Source organism: Flavobacterium sp. PL11, assembly GCF_035985025.1.
Classification (GTDB): Bacteria; Bacteroidota; Bacteroidia; order Flavobacteriales; family Flavobacteriaceae; genus Flavobacterium.
This window is the reverse complement of sequence record NZ_JAXCIA010000021.1, coordinates 21174-39111: the sequence shown is the minus strand read 5'-3', so window position 1 is coordinate 39111 and position 17938 is coordinate 21174. Positions and strand designations below refer to the sequence as shown.

Here is a 17938-nt window from a genome sequence, read left to right as displayed (position 1 = left end):
TCATTTAGAATAATGTGACTGGCACAATTATAAACAACTAATAAAATGAGCAAATTACAAATAAGAGCATTTATATATCAACTAGGTTGTTTTGCAATATTATTTATTTCTGCTAGATATTTAGTGGCCTATTATACACCGTTAACGGGCTATTGGATTCCAGTATCGGCATTTTTCATTGGAACAATCCTATCTCCTAAATTTCAAGCTATTAAAACGAAAGATGGCGAGAAGTTCTTTATGAAATGGATTTTTATGAAAGGCGTTAGGGAAATAGAGTAGTTTTGATATTTAGAAAATTAAGCTATTGGATAAGATAAAAATTAGTATCACTGCATTTTTATAGGCATTTTGGTTTAAAACTTAAAAAGAGATAATTTTTTAAAAATCATCTCTTTTTTTATGCTGTTTTGTTTTTATTTTCTAAATGACAAACTATCTCAACTCCATGTCGTTGTTTGAAAAATATTATCTTTTAAATTTACATATTTTCTTTATTTCTTATTTTTCTCATCGACTACTTTAGCAACCGTCTTGGCTTTCTTTTTATAAATTGGTACAAAATAAGTTACTGTGTAATTTAAACCAACACCAAAACTACCATCATAAGTTCTATTAAAACCTGGAATGTATAAATTTGAAAAATTTTCAGGTTCTTTATTACTTACTAAACGATTTAATCGAAGGCTGAAACCAACAAACACATTATTAAATACTTTAGCTTTTATACCAGCAACTACTTCAATCCAACTGGCTGATAAACCGTCAAACTTTTGACCTGATTGAATTATTGGAGTTTCTTGGAAATAAGGATTTGCATTGTAAATTCGGTAATTATTGAGTTCTTGATTAAAAGTACTAAAACCATAACGCAAACCAATAGAAATAATATTTTCCATATTCAACCAGTTTTGATAGCCATTGTAATCAAATCCAGCTTTTAAATAAGATCCTTTTGTGGTAAAATTTACTCGGTCATCATCAGTAGTTTTATTTTCATTACCTATTTCAGCAGCTAAAAAGTATTTTTTAGTCAACCTATAATCTCCTACTATTTCTAAACCTTTATAATTGTTGTCATACAGACCACGTGTTAGTTTATATAAATCTACACCCACACGTAAACCGTAACGATCTGTTTTTTGAAAGATGGAATCCTTTTTTATAATAACAGCATCAGTGTTTACCATGGTTAAGGGAGTAGCTGAAACCTGCTGTTCTTTCTCGACAACTTTGGGAACACTTGTTTCTTTCTCACCTTGTATGGTTGGTTTTACTTTTGGGCTAGTTTCTTGCGAATGTCCCAAAGTCATCGACAATAGCAGAAAAAGACTAAAAAAAGATCTTAATGTGTGTTTCATTTTCGCTGTCTATATTATTTTTTTCAACTGATATAAATTTAATCCATTTTTGGTTAACAGCTATAGGATCAGTATGTGTGTATGGATTTATAGGATCTAATGTAAAAACTGTTTTATAACCACAAGCTCTAGAAACAAAAAGCTCCTGAGTGCTGTAATCAAATTTTATTATATCCTGATCCACTAATGCTGGATTTGAATTACCGGAATTTAACGTTAAACGAAAAGTTGTCGTTGTACCAACAGTTTTTAGCGGAAGTGATATAGAATTTAAATTAGTTGTTTCTGAGCCATTAAACAAAACGCCACTTGTCATTCCTTCTCCAATAACTTTTAGATTTGTTACATTTTTCAAAACCGAAGGATTCAAAAAATCATAAAAACCAATCACTAATCTAGGTGTCGTTGGCGTATTGGCATCACAAATATCATCTTTCTCACAGCTGGAAAAAGATAGCGCTATTGCAAATATTACTATAATTATTTTTTTCATAAATATTTAGTTCAATTCCAAAATCAAAGATCAATATTAGAAATCAATTCCAATTAAATTTTTAAATCGGTAATCAATCCCGAAACTTCGAGACGTTAATCTGCACTCAAAAATCTTTTATCTTCTTTCCAATAAAACTACATTCTCCACATGATGCGTTTGCGGAAACATATCTACGGGACGTACACGTGTTACTTTGTATTTCTCATCCATCAAAGCTAAATCCCGAGCCTGCGTAGCAGAGTTACAACTCACATAAACTACTTTTTCAGGAGCAATTTTCAAAATTTGCTCAATAACGTCTTTATGCATTCCGTCTCTTGGTGGGTCTGTTATGATAACATCCGGATGACCGTGTTGAGCAATGAAATCGTCATTAAACACCATTTTCATATCACCTACATAGAATTCACAATTTGTAATTTCATTACGCTCAGCGTTAAGTTTTGCATCTTTTATTGCTTCAGGAACACTTTCTACGCCTATAACTTTTTTTGCTTTTTTAGAAACAAACTGTGCAATTGTTCCCGTTCCCGTATATAAATCATAAACTAATTCCTCGCCAGTTAGTCCAGCAAAATCTCTTGTTATTTTGTATAATTCGTATGCTTGATCTGAATTGGTTTGATAAAAAGATTTTGCATTAATACTAAATTTCAACCCTTCCATTTCTTCCAGAATGTAATCTCGTCCTTTATATAATTTTATATCAGTGTCGTATAAAGTGTCGTTTGCTTTATTGTTGATGACATATTGTAGTGAAGTAATTTGAGGGAACTTTTCGTAAAGGTGGTTTAAAAGTAATTCTCTATTGGCCTTATCATTTTCAAAAAACTGAATCAAAACCATAATTTCTCCTGTAGAAGCCGTTCTAAGCATCAAAGTCCTCAGCAAACCTTCATGTGCTCTAGGATTAAAAAAAGTTAATCCATGCTCATTTGCAAAGTCGCGAACTTCGTTTCTAATCGCATTTGATGGATCTTCTTGTAAATGACATTTAGTAATGTCAAGAATTTTATCCCACATTTTGGGAATATGAAAACCTAGGGCATTTCTGTTTCCTAAATCCTCAGTACTTCCAATTTCAGCTTCGGTTAACCAACGGCTGTTGGAAAACGAAAATTCCATTTTATTTCTGTAGAAAAACTGCTTCTCTGATCCTAAAATAGGTTCAAATTCTGGCAATTCCACTTTTCCTATACGTTGCAAGTGATTCAAAACTTCGTTTTGTTTATAATACAGTTGTTGGCTGTATTTCATATTTTGCCATTTGCAACCACCGCAAACCCCAAAATGTTGGCATATTGGTTCTATTCTATGTTCAGAAAATTCATGAAAATGAACTGCTTTTCCTTCGTAATAGGCCTTGCGCTTTTTAAAAGTTTGCACATCTACCACATCGCCAGGAACGACATTCGGAATAAAAATTACTTTTCCATCGGGAGCTTTAGCTACCGAAACGCCTTTTGCACCAGCATCAAGGACTTTTATTTGATGAAAGACAACTTTGTCTGTATTTTTCTTAGCCATGGCGCAAAATTAAACTTTTGGTTGGTTTAATAAATTCAATTATCAAAATATTTTTAAAAAGTATTTTTTATAATACATTTTCAATTTACAGTTAAATTTAGCATCATTATCTGTTTTTAGAAACTAAATTATTTATTATCAATTAATTGTATTGTAAGTGGGCGACTTCTAACTACCTTGCCACAATAACCAAATAATGATATTTGCGACACCTAATTATTTATTTTTAAAAAGCATAAATAATTCACTTCTTCCTTACTTTCCTAATTCGAAATTTACGAACTCAATAATGTTCTAAACTTTACCACAATTCCCTAATAGATTTAAAATTTAAAAAAAAAATGAAGTATAAACTTCTTTTATTACTGTATTTAATGCCTTTATATGTACTAGCGGATGAATATGATCTTCCACCAACGGATGATACTCCACTCGCATCAATTGACACCTGGGTTCCTTTTTTTATAATAATTGCTCTCCTATTTGGTTTTATGATAGTTAACAAAAATAGAAATCACTTGCATAGAATTGAGTAAAGATTGGACTTTACTTAAACGAAATAAACATTTTAAATCGAAAAACACGTTAATGAAATTTATATTTATTGCTTTATTAAGTTATTGTACAGCTGCAATTGCACAAGTACAAAACAGTGGTGGTTTATTTATTAATGATAGCGGACAATTACACATATCAGGTGGCAATTATATATTTGGGGATTTAGGCCAAACAAAAACATCTAAAATAGATACAAATCATGGAGTGCTATCATTTGGTAATTCTGCAACTTGGCTCAATGCCTCTATTTCCCATTTTATCGACGGGTATGTAAGAACTTACGGTACAGAAGCATTTATTGCTCCAATTGGAGATTCAGGGTTTTTTGCCCCAATAAAAATTATTCCAAGTAGCACAGAGGGAGTTTCAGCGTCTTATTTTCGAAAAAATTCATCGGAAATTGGTACAGAGTTGCAAACTACTATACGAGCAATATCTACAACTGAGTACTGGAAAGTAGAAGGAGTTCCTAGTAAGCTTACATTATCATGGCGCGATTCGAGTGCTATTAGCAACTTATTGTTTACTCCTTCTATTGATTTTTTGACAATAGTAGGTTATAATGGAAGTCAATGGGTAGAAATTCCCTCCTATTATGATAGCACTTCCTTTTTAGGTGAATCTTCATCCTTACAAGCAGGATCTATTTCATCATTAAGTAATGTCGATTTGTCAAATTATCAAGCATACACAATTGGATCTAAGCAAGTTGCCTCTTGTTACCCTTTAATTTCATCGTCAGGAATTATTAAAACATGGAATGGGTCTTGGTCCCCTGATGCACCTACTATTAACGATCCAGTGATTATTAATGCTAATTACACAGGAAATTTATCATGTTTTTCAATTGTTTTAAATGCTAATATTACATTAGATAATGATCATAAGCTAGATGTTGTGGACGGATTTACAGGAACTGCAAAAGTAATTATGTCCTCAGAAGCTAGTTTATTACAACGAAATAGTACTGCCACAGCTCCTACAATTGTGCTGATCAAAATTACCAATCCTATGCGTCGTTATGATTATGTGTTTTTAAGTAGTCCTATTAATAATACAACAACTTTTTTCTCGAATCTTCTGAATCCTCAAAATGTGGCTGTAGATGGCAATTTTGGCAGTAGACCACAATCTGCTTTTGAACAGTTGAGAACTTACAATGAAGCGGGATTATTGCCTATTGATGCAACGCCGCAAAACACTCCTGTAGGTAGGGGATTTTCAGCAACTGTTCGCAAACAAGAACCGTATTCTTTATCTAATGAAGATGAGGCTTGGTATGATGAAAAAAAATCTATCCACATAAAAACCGAAGGAGTTGCTAATAATGGACCAATTGCGGTAACCGTTCCGGCTAATGGATGGGTCAGAATAGGAAATCCTTATCCCTCACCTATAAATGCTAAAAAATTATTAGATGCAATGGGTCCTAATGTTAGGAAAACTCTTTATTACTGGAGCTTTAATAGTCCTAGAGGTTCGCTATCTGCAAACTCCTATAATAATAGTGATTTTGCAACATTTAATTATTCTGGGGGAGTTGCTGCATGTAAAGATTGCGAAGTGCCTACAGGAATTATCGCAACCATGCAATCTGTTTTAACTAAAGCATTGACTGACAAAGGAGAAACTACTTTCGATCTTACTAATTGTTTACGAGATTTAAACGGCAATACTAATTTTTATAGAAAAGCGAAATCGTCTGACCGCGGAAGTTATCGTTTAAACTTAACAGGTTCTTTGAAATCCTTTAGTCAAATTTTAGTAGCATACGATCCTATTAATGGAACTAAAGATTTTGATAATGGTTATGATGCACCACGCTTAACTGGAAGTAATTCTGAGATAAATTCATTAATTGAAAAAAGCAAGTATGTCATCCAAACTCGAGCAGCTTTTGAATATGGTGATCGAGTGCCATTACAAATAGATAAGCGAGTTGATGAAAGTTTTAAAATCAGTCTTGCAACAGTAGAAGGTGTTTTTGCTGATACACCTATTTATTTACATGATAAAACATTGGGTGTTTATCATAATTTAAGTAACGGTTCGTATGCATTTGTCCAGTCAACTGATGATTTATACCGATTTGAAATAGTTTATGAAGTTCAACTTAGCACAGAGAATTTTGATAAGAAGGAGACATTAGCTTTTATTAATGCAAAAGTATTTTCTGCGCAAGCAGTGGAAAATATTTCTGAAATTCTATTATACGATTTGACAGGAAGATTGATAAAAACTTATTCAGCTATTAATACCAAATTTTTTAGACAAGCTTTTAATGAGGTAAAAGGATTTTATATCGCAAAAATTAAACTTGAATCCGGTAAAATTATAACTCAGAAATTGTTAAATAATTAGACCACAAATATTTTATTAATTAGAAAATGTATTTTTAAGAGCATAACTTAACGAGGTCAAAATTTATAGTAGAGTTAAAAAGTAAGCTAAGCCGTAATACTTTAAATTTTAAAATGATCGCAAAAATAATTGCTTGACCGAAAACAACATTATTACAATCGAGTTTATTTATAATTCATCACAACATATAACATAATACAAAACAAACTTATGAAAATTATTTTATCCTACCTTTTTCTACAACTTATTCTATGGAATTCGACTACAATTCATGCGCAAATAGGTATTGGTACTATAACACCAAATGCTTCATCAGCACTCGATATTGTCTCAGAAACAAAAGGGCTTTTGATACCGAGATTAACCACGATACAAAAAGAGGCAATAAAACTTCCAGCGACAGGTTTAATGATATTTAACACTACTGTAAATGACTGTCAGATTAATGTGGGAACTCCAGAAATCCCAAAATGGACTGGGATGAAAAGTCAAGAAGGGACAACTGCTCTTTCTGTTACTCAAGGCAATTTAGTCAGCACTTCTTCTACAGTAGATGTACTAATTGAAGGTATGACTATCTCGCCACCTGCCGGCACTTATATGATTTTATTTGATGGTCAAATGTCAAGTAATAAATCATTTAGCACTGATCAGGGTGCTACGGGTGTGGATACATTATATACTCAATTGTTATCTTATCCTGGAGGTATGTCTCACGCTTTAGTTTTTGGTAATGATGAAGTATTGTCACCTGGTGTTTACGATGTATCAGGGGCTCCATCTATTGCAGGAAAACTTACATTGGATGGTAACGATGATCCAAATTCACTATTTATTATTCGAGGTACAGGTGCATTCACAACTGGAGCTAGCACGGTAGTAGAATTAATAAAAGGCGCAGATGCTAAAAATGTATTTTGGTTATCTGCTGGCGCAATGTCAACTGGTGCTGATACTACGATGAAAGGTACTATGATAGCTAATAGCAACGCAATCGCATTAGGGCCAAACACTAAGCTTGAGGGCAGGATGTTTTCAACCATTGGAGCATTAACCATGGGAGCTGGTTCCGTTGTTAGTAAACCTACTGGAATTTCTTCATCTATTGATTTAGGAGTCCTACAATCTTTTGCAATGTTTACTAAAAGTGGCGCCATCTCAGGCTGTGCTGGGTGCGCCGTTACAGGTGATGTAGGAACAGGAGCAGGAGCAGCAACTGATTTTAATGGAATCACTGGTACAGTGTTCCCTCCGGGCACAACAAGCGAACCTACAATAAAAACATACACCGTCTATAAAAAAGGCATTGAAGTACCGTATTCTAGTAGATCCTTTAATATGTCAAGTGCAGTTGTAAATCTTCAAGCTATGATTGTTGTGGCAGATGGAGATTCTATTGAAATTCGTTGGAAAGTTGATTCTGGTGATGCGACTATTGGCAATAGAACTTTATCATTACTTAGAACTTTTTAGCGAGATATTTATAAAAATTTTACACTAAACGCTGTGGTTGTTTCAAGCTGAATTAGTGAGAATAGCATTGATAGCTTTATTTATTCAATTAGTATGTTAAGGAAAGTAATCGTTTTAGATGCCCAAAAACGGCTGCAGAGGAGCCTCTTCTGAAGTTTTGGGACAAACTCTTTTCTCGCAGGGTTTTTTGGTATTGTGCTTTTACGTGTTTAAGCTACTATCAGGGGCAGGATAGTAAGAGATAAAATTGTTATTTTCTTTTCAGATTTAGTACATTTAAGTAATAGTAATTGTATAATGTCGTATTTTTAAATATAACAAAAAGAATTTAACAAGCTGATTTTTAGTTGTTTTTCCTAATATTAATGCTTTTGACTTTACGACTTTTAAACTTTCGACTTACTTATCTAGAACTATCTTTTGCTACTAAAGCCCAATACCACTTCATCTTAGAATTTAGTGTAATAGGCTATTGATTGTTTTTTTGAAGAGCTGAGAGCAGTCGAAACCCTTTTTACAAGGCTTATATAATCTCGACTAAAAGCCTGACCTGAGCGCAGATGAAGGGCTCGATTTGACGAGAAACAAAATAGTATATTTAAAATAAAATTGGTTTGACATCGTTATCGTTATCTTATCGTTCAAAGAAAATTGTTTTGAATAGCAGAGAATAAACATGTTTTGCAATCAATGATGTTGTTACATTGCATAACAACAACAATTCTTAGTGCAAATCAAATAAAGATTAAAAAGTAGAGAATATTTAAATGTAAATCAGCTGATGAGTTTGGTTAAATGAGTAATTTTAACCTGATGAAAAAAAATAATGAAAATTATATTGGACTTTTTATATCGGATGAAGATTCACTTTTAAGATCGCTCGTTCAACTTACTACTTCGATCGAAAGTGGGTCCTGGATATTTATTTCAGATGAAAGACCACGTAAAAAAGTGGAAGCGCTTTTTAAACGGGGTTTAATTGCTGTGAATGAAGAACAAATTCTACTTTCATCAGAATTTAAACTTCGTGAACAAGTGGTTCGGGCCAAGCCAGTAATTGAAGCATTAGCAGAAATAGTTAAAACAACAAAAAGTCATAATTTATTAATTTTTGTAGAGATGACATGGGCGGTTCGCACACCTTCTGGCGATATTTATCTTAGAGAGCTACAAGGTGCATTTCAAGATTTTCTCAATCAAAATCCGCAGCTAACTATTGTTTGTGTCTATAATGAGTCCATAATGCTTGATGATCAGTTATTGATTGGATTAGCATCACATCCGTTGATTTATGCAACGAATAAACTAAAAGTAAATCCCTATTATTTGCCACCGCAAATTCAAATACACAATCGCATACGGGAACGCTTTGATTATTTATTAGGTCATATTGATGAAAATCATAAAGCATTGTCATCTAAAAAGAATCATTCAACATTCGAGAAATCCTATTCTCAAGAAAGAACTTTATTGACAAGTATCTCTAAGAGTGACGAAGGTCGTTGGAAAATAAGATGTTTTGGAGAATTACGCATCTATCGAGAAAACGGTGAATTAATAAACTGGAATACAAAATCAGGTGCTACTAAAAAACTTAAAGCTGTTTTTGCCTACCTTTTAGTAAAAGGTAAAAAAGGAGCATCAGGAGAACAAATAGCTGATTTATTGTGGCCAGATGCTGAAACGACAGAAATAGCTATGAATCGTTTTTATCATTCCATTCGTTTTTTACGTCAAGTCCTTGGTGGCGATAGTACCCTTGGGAAAGATGATTCGTTTATTGTGAATCAAAATTCTATTTATTATCTGCAATTACCTTATGATAGTTGGATTGATTTGCCAATGTTTCGAGAATTATGTGTCAAAGGTAAAATGCATGCACAAAACGACGAATTAGAACAAGCAAAAATATGTTACACATCTGCCGAACGACTATATTCTGGACAATTATTTGACGATATACCTCTTAAATATACTGAAAATGGCGATGATGATTGGTGCTGGAGCAAACGTTTTTGGTACAAAGAAATGTATCAAAAGCTTCTTTATAGCTTAGCCTCCTTAAATAGAAAATTAGAGGAATATGCTACTGCTATCTCCTACGCAGATCGAGCTCTAGCCGAAGATCCTAATTTAGAAGAAGCGCATAAGGAAAAAATGCTAGCCTTAGCTTCTCTAAAACGTTATGATGCTTTAAATAGACAATTTAAAGTGTACACTGAATCTTTGAAAAAATTTAATTTAGGAGCACCATCCACAGCTCTCAAAGATTTGTATAATGATTTACTTCGTAATACCAAATACTAAAATCATATCAATATTTACTTTGCGTCTTGTTTTCGCCTAATTTTTGTTTATGTATTCAATACAATATTGATAATTTTATAATGTTATCCGTTTTTTTTCAAACGAATAATAATGAACTATATAATTTTATTTTAGTAATTAGTAAAATTTGTTTAAAAACCAAAGACAAACCAAAGAAACTGCTTTTATGTTTGTTGTATAATTTTAAAATCTTTAATTATGCAAGCACCTTCAGGTTGTCCATTTATGAATAAGGAAGAGTTCAATCCCTTTGATTTATCAAATCCATTTCCACAATACAAAGAATTTAGAGAAGAGAAGCCTGTTTTTTTTAGTAAAGAATTAGGGTATTATGTTGTTTCTAGATATGAAGATGTAAAAGCAGTATTTAGTAATTGGAAAACATATACCTCGCAGAATGCGCAATCTCCTTTTAAGCCTATTTCACCTGTTGCTAAGGCACTTATGGAAGAGCAAGGACTTGTAGGCCTTTCTGGATTATCGGGACGAATTCCGCCAGATCATACTAGAATTCGCCGTATTGTTAGCATGGCATTTAGCTTAAAGCGAATTAAAAAATTAGAACCTAAAATAAGAGATCTTGCGATTGAAATGATCACTAAATTTAAAGACGATGGCGAAGCAGAAATTGTAAAGCAATTAGCTTATGATTTACCAGCATTAGTTATTTTTATGTTACTCGGCGTCCCTGAAAATGACGTGCAAAAAGTAAAGAGTTGGGCAGAAAGCCGCTTACTAATGACGTGGGGAAATTTATCTGATGAAGATCAATTAATTCATGCACAAAACATGGTGAACTATTGGAACTACTGTCAAGAGATGGTCGCCTTGCGAAAAGTAAACCCTACTGATGATTTACCGGGAGATTTAATTCGATTACAAGAGGAAGGACACGAAATAACCGATCATGAAATTGCCACTATATGTTACAGTCAGTTGTTTGCAGGTCACGAAACTACAACAACATTAATCACAAATGGCACTAGAGAATTGTTAGCACACCCAGAAAGTTGGAAAGCAATTTGCGAGCATCCAGAACTTATACCAAACGCAATTGAAGAGGTTTTGAGATATTCGCCATCTATAGTTTCTTGGCGACGACGCGCTTTAGAAGACAGTGTAATAGGCGGTGTAGAAATTCCTGCTAATTCAAATCTTTTATTGTTGATGGGCTCTGCTAATAGAGATGAAAGTAATTTTGAAGACGGTGAGCAATTTGATATTCAGCGAGAAAATTCTAAAGATCATCTCTCTTTTGGTTACGGAATCCACTTTTGTTTGGGTTCGCCATTAGCCAAATTAGAATTTAAAACGGTACTAGAAGAACTGACAAGATTAGTTCCAACAATGAAATTGAAAGAAAATCAAGAATTCAAGTTTGCAGAAAATACCTCTTTTAGAGCTCCAACTGCATTAGAAGTAAAGTGGTAATTATAAAAAAACAATAAAAAGACAGTTATGAAATATACGTTATTTTTTAAGGAAGCAACACCAGAAGAGTACATTTTACTGGGAGGAAAAGGAGCTAGTTTAGCGAGTATGAGTGCAGCAGATTTTCCTGTACCAATGGGTTTTTCTGTTACTACACATGCTTACTCTAAATTTTTAGAAGAAGGTAAATTATTAGATATTATTTTAGAAAAAGTAAGTTGCATCGATTGTGCAAACACGGATGAATTGGAGTCTAATTCTGCTGAAATCCGTCAGTTAATTTTGGATAAACCGCTTCCGAATGATGTGGAAATTGCCATAAAAGATGCTTATAAACAACTTTGTGAAAAGGCTGGAATGCCAAATGCTTTACCAGTTGCGGTTCGTTCAAGTGCTACTGCAGAGGATTTACCAGATGCAAGTTTTGCGGGTCAACAAGATACGTACTTGTGGATTGTAGGTGAGGACGAAGTGCTGAAAAATGTGCGCAAATGCTGGGCAAGTTTATTTACAGCAAGAGCCATTAACTACCGTAAAAATCAAAATATTGATGAAACGGAATTGCTGATGAGTGTGGTGATTCAAAAAATGGTGAATGCCCGTACTGCAGGAGTTGCAATGACGATGAATCCAATTAACGGCGACCGATCTAAAATTGTGATTGACTCTTCGTGGGGTTTAGGTGAGGCTGTTGTTTCTGGCGAAGTTACACCGGATAATTTCCTTGTAGACAAAATAATGTTACAAATAATTGTTTCAAACATCCAAGAAAAAAATATTGAGCACGTACCAGATATGGTTAATAAATGTGTGATTATAAGAGAAATTGAGGCAGAAAGAGCTAAAGAGCCAAGTTTAACCGAAGATGAAGTAATTGAAATTTGTAAAATTTCAAAAATTATTGAAAAGCATTATAAATGTCCGCAAGATATTGAGTGGGCAATAGATGCTGATCTTCCAGAGGGCGAGAATGTAACCTTGCTGCAAAGCAGACCAGAAACAGTGTGGTCTCAAAAAACAATCGAACGAAAAGCGCTTACGGGAATGGAGGGTATCATTGATACGCTTATGAATCCGATAGGTACAAAAAAATAAAATTGCTATTAACAAACCAAAAATATAAAAATTATGTCAACAAAAGCATTTATTAGTCCTTATGACCATAAAGCACCTGAAGGCGCTGAAGGCTGGAAAGAATTGTATCCATATTACATGACTTTTCATGATAATTTGAAAGAAAACGAAGAGGGGAAATTTTTCTTTTGTGATTCACAACACTGGCCAAATGTTTTCAAACCATTTGATGCGCTAACAGTAGAGTTTTCTGTAAAATGTTTAGGACAATATAATACCAGACAATGGTTAATCCCGCCAGCAAACGGTATCGATTTTAAAATTCACAATGGCTATTGCTATATGAGTCCCGTTGAGGTTGATCCTTCACTAATAGCTGATCGAGTGCCGCAATTTATGGAACGCGCAGGATTTTATTTTCAAAATTGGGATAGTTTATTGGAAAATTGGCACAAAAAAGTCAAAGGAGTTATTGATGAAATGGAGGCTATAAATTTTGAACAGTTGCCAGAGGTGATTGATATCGAATGGGTTAAAAACGGAGTTGGATTAGATCCTACCTATCACATGATTCAGAATTATGATAAAATGATAGACCTTTGTTATAAGATTTGGATGTATCACTTCGAATTTTTAAATCTTGGTTACGCTGCTTACTTAGATTTCTTTGGTTTTTGTAAAGAAACTTTCCCTGGAATTCCTGATTTATCTGTTGCCAAAATGGTTCAAGGTGTAGAGGTAGATTTATTTCGCCCTGACGAAGAGTTGCAAAAATTGGCTAAACTAGCGGTAAAATTTGGTCTTAACGATATTCTGAAAAACAACGGATTAGACAAAGCACTTCAAATCATGGAAACTTCTACGGAAGGAAAAGAGTGGATTGCTGCTTGGGAAGGTGCAAAATACCCATGGTTTAATTTTACTATCGGAAATGGATTTTATTCAAGCGATAAATACTGGATTGACCATTTAGATATTCCATTCGAATACATAAAAAGCTACACAGAAAGACTTGAAAAAGGAGAAACAATAGATCGTCCTACGGCAAAAATTGCAGCCGAAAGAGATCGTATTACTGAAGAGTACCGCGATTCATTGCCGGGCGAAGATGCACAAAATGCCTTCGACCAAAAATTAGGATTGGCACGTGTGGTTTTCCCTTACGTTGAAAATCATAACTTTTATATAGAGCATTGGTCAATGTGTGTTTTTTGGAGAAAAATGCGCGAGTTGAGTGCTGTTTTTGTTAAAGAAGGCTTTTACGAAAATATTGAGGATATGTTCTACTTCCGTAGAGAAGAAATCCACCAATTATTATTTGATTATGGTCGTGGTTGGGCAATGGGTGTACCGGCAATTGGACCTGACTACTTACCAGCTGAAATTGCTAGAAGAAAGAAAATAATAGATGCTTTAGCGACTGCTCCACCAGAACCTGCTTTCAACAAACCACCAGAAATAGTTACGGAACCTTTTACAATCATGCTTTGGGGAATCACTTCAGAAAGTGTTCAAGGATGGTTATCCAGTGAAGATACGGGTAATAAACTAAAAGGAATGGCTGCTTCTCCTGGAAAAGTAGAAGGTATTGCAAGAATTATAAACAGTGCAGAAGAACTTCGTGATTTACAAGATGGGGAAATAATGGTGACAAGAGTTACAGCACCAAGTTGGGCTCCTGTTTTTGGAAAAATTAAAGCCACAGTAACTGATATTGGGGGAATGATGTCTCACGCGGCGATTGTTTGTAGAGAATATGGTTTACCTGCCGTAACTGGAACTGGAAATGCAAGTACTAAAATTAAAACTGGAGATAGGATTCGCGTAGATGGCGGTGCTGGAACTGTTGAAATTTTATCCTAAATACGTTTTCAAAAATGCTACAAATTGCAGCAAAAATAATGAAGTCATTCACTAAAAGTTAAAAATTTAAGCTAAATGCAAACAGTGATAAACAACGCGGCTAAAACGCATAAACTAGTTTTTCAAGCCGCTGAAAAATACATGAGGGTAAGAAAAAACGATGTTCATATCCCTATTTCCTATTATTATGCCATGCTTTTAGCTGATGCTTATCCAGCAGCTGATAGAGAACTCGTAGCGGTTGCCATCATTTTACATGATATAGGCTGGTATTCTATTGATGAAGATGATATTTTTAAGAAAGGATTTCAATCGGAGAATTTTATGCAAAGCGATGTTCGTTACCTGCACGAATCAGAAGGAGTTCGGTTATCTCAACCTTTGTTGAAAGATTTAGGCTATGATGATACATTTATTGAAAAAGTGATTACAATAATTGACGGACACGATACACGCGGTTTTGCTAAATCACTAGAGGACGAAATTGTACGTGATGCGGATAAGTTATGGAGATTTACCGTTGCCGGTGTAAGCGTTGCCTGCGATTGGTTTAAGCAAACACCAGGAAAGTATTGTGCGCGATTAGGTACAGATATTATCCCGCAATTGCATCTTAAAGAATCAAAGGAAATGGCAGAAGCAGACCTAAAAGCAACTGAAATAATGTTACAAGCTGATACACTTTAGATATGGAAAATTTTATAAATGGAAAATGGACAAAACCGCAATCAGGAAATTATGGAAATGTTTCTAACCCTGTAACGGGCGAAGTTTTTGATAAAGTACCTCATAGCAATTTAGATGATGTCAATGCTGTAATGGAAGCTGCTCACGAAGCTTTTAAAAAATGGAAAAAAGTGCCTGTAGCGGAACGTGCTTTATTGCAACATAAAGGAGCACAATTAATGCGAGATCATGCTGATGAATTAGGAAATTTATTAGCGAATGAATTAGGTCGTCCCCTTGACGCTTGTATTCGCGAAATTACCAGAAGTGCTGATTTAACGGATTATTATGCAGAAGAAGGTTTGCGCCTTAAGGGCGAAATTCCATTGCATAATATTGAAGGCGAAAGAGTGATGGTAATTAGAGAACCTATTGGAGTAGTGATTTCTATTACTTCTTTTAATTACCCTATTGCGTTGCTAACCATGAAGTTAGGGGCCGCCTTAATAGCCGGTTGTACTATAGTTTCTAAACCTTCTGATGAAACACCATTATCAACAATGCGTCTTGCTGAATTGTTTTCGAAAGCGGGATATCCTCCGGGCGTATTTAATGTGATAACGGGTCGTGGCCGTGATATTGGTGATGCGATGGTGACTCATAAATACACCTCTAAAATTGCTTTTACAGGTGGAACAAGTACAGGACAACGCATTGGTGCTCTTGCTGCTCAACTGGGGAAAAGGTTCACCTTAGAATTAGGTGGTCAATCGCCGGTAATTGTTTGTGCAGATGCAAACTTAGATATTGCAGTTCCTGCTATTGTAAAACATACTTTTGCTAACAGCGGACAGTTTTGTTATCGGGTAAGTAGAATATATGTGCATCAGGATATTTACGACGAATATGTTGCTAGAATGACCGAAGAAACAAAAAAATTGACGGTTGGAAATCAGTTTTCAGGTTGTGATATGGGTCCTATTATAAGCCAAAAAATCTATAAAACCAGTGAAGAGCAAACTGCTGATGCAAAAGCAAAAGGAGCTACTATAACTACCGGCGGAGAACGTCTGAAAGGAGCTGAATTCGAAAAAGGATGGTTTTTTCCACCTACTATAATTGCTGATGCCAATCACAGTATGGAAATCATGAGGGAAGAAACTTTTGGACCTGTAGCTGCAATTATGAAGTTTAAGACTAATGAGGAAGCTATAGCACTGGCTAATGATTCGGATTATGGTTTAGCCGCTTATGTTTTTACTGGCGAATTAGGAACTGGATTGCGCATTGCTGAAGAACTCGAAGCAGGATCCGTATGGGTAAATAATATTCAACGTTCGTACCACGATGTACCTTTTGGAGGTGTCAAACAAAGTGGTGTTGGTAGAGAAAAAGGCCGCTACGGAATTGAATCGTACACAGAGCTAAAAACTATTTATTACAGCTATTAATGTTACGGGACAAAGACATAGCAGTTTGGCAAGCAGCCTGTCCATTTCTTGATGTTCGCAGCAACGATGAGCATACGTTGTTTTCTTATTATTGGGCTAAACAGCTATTGGACTTTTATCCTGATGCCAATCCTGATGTGGTTTTACCAGCTATTTTGTTGCACGACACGGGCTGGAAGAAAATCCCTCTCGAAAAAGTATTGGAATCCTTTGGTCCCTTGATGAAGTATCCTGAATTAAGAAGGCAACATGAGTTAGAAGGCGTTGCAATTGCAAAAAACATTCTTTCAGAATTAGGATATACTGATGATTTAATTGTTCAAATATGCGATATAATTGACGGACATGATACCACAATCCAAGCAAAATCTTTAAATGATTCGCTTGTTAAAGACAGTGATAAGTTGTGGCGTTTTACGCGTCACGGAAACGAAACAATTCAGTCTTGGTTTTCAAAATCATTAAGTGAAGTGCATGAAATTTTACGCAAGCAATTTGATACCTTGTTAACCGATAAAGGAAAATTATTCGCTACACAAATGTTAGAAATTGCAGAATTGAAAGAAAATCTAAATAAATATATACCTTATGGATCCTCTAAAAGATAAAGTTGTTATTGTCACCGGCGCTGGTGGCGGATTAGGTAAGGCTTTCGCTCAAGCTTTCGCAAAAGCGGGAGCAAAAGTAGCTGTTGCAGATATCAACGCCGATGGAGCAGTACAAACTGCTAAAGAAATTGATGGTAGCATCGCTGTTACCGTTGATGTAACTTCAGAAGAATCTGTAAATGCGATGGCTCAAAAAGTGATGGATAGCTTCGGACGAATTGATATTTTAATAAATAATGCAGCTATTTATGCTGGAATACAACGCAAACCATTCTATGAACTTTCTGAAAAAGAATGGGATTTAGTTATGGACGTGAATTTAAAAGGAACTTGGATGGCAAGTAAAGCGGTCTTTCCTTTTATGAAAGCACAAGGCGGTGGTAAAATTATAAATATCTCGTCAGCAACCGTCATGAGTGGTTCGCCTCAATGGTCACATTATGTGGCTTCCAAAGGCGGTGTTATTGGTCTTACTCGGAGCATGGCAAGAGAAGTGGGTGACTTTAATATTAATGTAAATAATATTGCACCTGGCTTTACATTGACCGAAGCTAGTTTATCCTTGATGGATAATGCTAAAGAATACGGAGTGCAACGTGGCGCTATAAAAAGAGGTTCTACCGCAGATGATATTGTGGGAACGGCTCTTTATCTAGCTTCAAGTGCCTCTGATTTTGTAACCGGGCAAACTATTGTGGTTGACGGTGGAAAACAATTTATATAACTAATAAAAATTAAAAT

15 protein-coding genes are annotated in these 17938 nt (G+C 34.8%); 12 read left to right on the top strand and 3 right to left on the bottom strand.

Going from position 1 to position 17938, the window contains the following annotated elements; genetic code table 11:
- Positions 1-45: 45 nt before the first annotated feature.
- Complete coding sequence (locus RCH18_RS11725) at positions 46-282, top strand: hypothetical protein (RefSeq protein ID WP_326936946.1); 237 nt, start codon at positions 46-48, stop codon at positions 280-282.
- Between the two features lie 212 nt (positions 283-494).
- Here RCH18_RS11725 and RCH18_RS11720 read toward each other — a convergent pair whose 3' ends face one another.
- The 3 genes from RCH18_RS11720 to rlmD all read right to left on the bottom strand — a co-directional run bounded on the left by RCH18_RS11720 (position 495) and on the right by rlmD (position 3384).
- Positions 495-1361: a DUF6048 family protein gene (locus RCH18_RS11720; protein ID WP_326936945.1), complete on the bottom strand. Its 867-nt coding sequence runs from the start codon at positions 1359-1361 to the stop codon at positions 495-497.
- On the bottom strand, positions 1333-1854 hold the full coding sequence (locus tag RCH18_RS11715; protein ID WP_326936944.1) for a DUF6452 family protein: 522 nt from the start codon (positions 1852-1854) through the stop codon (positions 1333-1335). The genes RCH18_RS11720 and RCH18_RS11715 overlap by 29 nt, the downstream gene beginning before the upstream one ends.
- A gap of 117 nt (positions 1855-1971) precedes the next feature.
- Positions 1972-3384 (bottom strand): 23S rRNA (uracil(1939)-C(5))-methyltransferase RlmD, encoded by a 1413-nt coding sequence (gene rlmD / locus RCH18_RS11710; protein WP_326936943.1) that lies wholly within the window; start codon positions 3382-3384, stop codon positions 1972-1974.
- A gap of 341 nt (positions 3385-3725) precedes the next feature.
- Between rlmD and RCH18_RS11705 the strand changes: the two genes are divergently transcribed.
- The 11 genes from RCH18_RS11705 (at position 3726) to RCH18_RS11655 (ending at position 17921) form a co-directional block, all read left to right on the top strand.
- Positions 3726-3920, top strand: coding sequence for a hypothetical protein (locus RCH18_RS11705; protein WP_326936942.1), 195 nt, complete (start codon positions 3726-3728; stop codon positions 3918-3920).
- 52 nt (positions 3921-3972) lie between these two features.
- Entirely contained in the window at positions 3973-6303 is a 2331-nt protein-coding gene (locus RCH18_RS11700) for a hypothetical protein (RefSeq protein WP_326936941.1), read from the top strand.
- 210 nt (positions 6304-6513) lie between these two features.
- Complete coding sequence (locus RCH18_RS11695; protein WP_326936940.1) at positions 6514-7776, top strand: ice-binding family protein; 1263 nt, start codon at positions 6514-6516, stop codon at positions 7774-7776.
- An 813-nt stretch (positions 7777-8589) separates the two neighbouring features.
- Positions 8590-10083 carry a BTAD domain-containing putative transcriptional regulator gene (locus RCH18_RS11690; protein WP_326936939.1) on the top strand — a complete coding sequence of 498 codons (1494 nt, stop codon included), beginning with the start codon at positions 8590-8592 and terminating at the stop codon, positions 10081-10083.
- A gap of 219 nt (positions 10084-10302) precedes the next feature.
- Positions 10303-11535 (top strand): cytochrome P450, encoded by a 1233-nt coding sequence (locus RCH18_RS11685; protein ID WP_326936938.1) that lies wholly within the window; start codon positions 10303-10305, stop codon positions 11533-11535.
- Positions 11536-11562: 27 nt separating this feature from the next.
- A complete protein-coding gene (locus tag RCH18_RS11680; protein ID WP_326936937.1) occupies positions 11563-12630 on the top strand; it encodes a PEP/pyruvate-binding domain-containing protein in 1068 nt (355 codons plus the stop codon).
- 33 nt (positions 12631-12663) lie between these two features.
- The gene (locus RCH18_RS11675; protein ID WP_326936936.1) at positions 12664-14472 is read left to right on the top strand and encodes a PEP-utilizing enzyme; all 1809 of its coding nucleotides are present in this window, start codon (positions 12664-12666) and stop codon (positions 14470-14472) included.
- Positions 14473-14547: 75 nt separating this feature from the next.
- Positions 14548-15159 (top strand): HD domain-containing protein, encoded by a 612-nt coding sequence (locus tag RCH18_RS11670; protein ID WP_326936935.1) that lies wholly within the window; start codon positions 14548-14550, stop codon positions 15157-15159.
- A 2-nt stretch (positions 15160-15161) separates the two neighbouring features.
- Positions 15162-16589, top strand: a complete 1428-nt coding sequence (locus RCH18_RS11665; protein ID WP_326936934.1) for an aldehyde dehydrogenase family protein — start codon at positions 15162-15164, stop codon at positions 16587-16589.
- Positions 16589-17197, top strand: coding sequence for an HD domain-containing protein (locus tag RCH18_RS11660; protein WP_326936933.1), 609 nt, complete (start codon positions 16589-16591; stop codon positions 17195-17197). Before RCH18_RS11665 ends, RCH18_RS11660 begins: the two co-directional genes overlap by 1 nt.
- Positions 17178-17921, top strand: a complete 744-nt coding sequence (locus RCH18_RS11655; RefSeq protein ID WP_326936932.1) for an SDR family NAD(P)-dependent oxidoreductase — start codon at positions 17178-17180, stop codon at positions 17919-17921. The genes RCH18_RS11660 and RCH18_RS11655 overlap by 20 nt, the downstream gene beginning before the upstream one ends.
- Positions 17922-17938: the final 17 nt, after the last annotated feature.